Here is a 706-nt window from a genome sequence, read left to right on the forward strand (position 1 = left end):
AAGACTCGCTACACAAACAACTCACACGCCATCACGCGCTTAAGATCGTATAACAACTCATATGCTAGTGTGGCTAACTTAGCCACACTACTCTCCTTCTCAATGGGTTCATTTTTTGTAATCGAAACTACCTGCTACCCAACCTAATTATCTACTGAGAAATCTAAGTAAGTACTGAATTGAAGCCCATCATCTTGAGTTTCAAAACTCCAACCCATTCGCTCACAAATTCGTTGCACAATCACTAGGCCACAACCATAGCCAGCATTGTAAGTCTCGTTGCCATCATGACGGTTAGTGATCACTAATTGAGAACCTGTCACCACAATTCCAACATCGCCAATACTGTAGCTAAACGCATTTTTAATTAAGTTATTCAATACAATAGTAATAAAGCTCTCTGGCGCATACACAGTGACAGTCTCTTTGACGTCCAGATCATAACTCGCATCCTGCTTGGCAAACAAAGGCGCCATTTCAAGCAACTGATTCTGAACTTCGACTGCCAAGTCATAGTGACCGAAATAATGCTCATCGATACTCTCTTTACCAAGCAGCAAAAACATCTCAGTCAGCACTCGCATCTGTTCACTCGCTTCTTGCAAGCGATTAATCGCTTTTAACGCAACAGGAGGTTGATTGGGTACTTTAGTTAGCAGCTCTGCCGACCCTTTTATCACCATTATCAGGGTTCTAAGTTCATGAG

The 706-nt window shown here is 42.2% G+C and carries 1 protein-coding gene; it reads right to left on the bottom strand.

The annotated features are described in order from the left end of the window. Positions 1–143: 143 nt before the first annotated feature. Positions 144–706 (bottom strand): sensor histidine kinase (locus AB4486_RS23550; protein ID WP_372118981.1); only part of this gene is annotated, 563 nt, incomplete at its 5' end.

It is taken from the genome of Vibrio sp. 10N.222.55.C6 (genome assembly GCF_041473395.1).
In the GTDB taxonomy this organism is placed as follows: domain Bacteria; phylum Pseudomonadota; class Gammaproteobacteria; order Enterobacterales; family Vibrionaceae; genus Vibrio; species Vibrio crassostreae_C.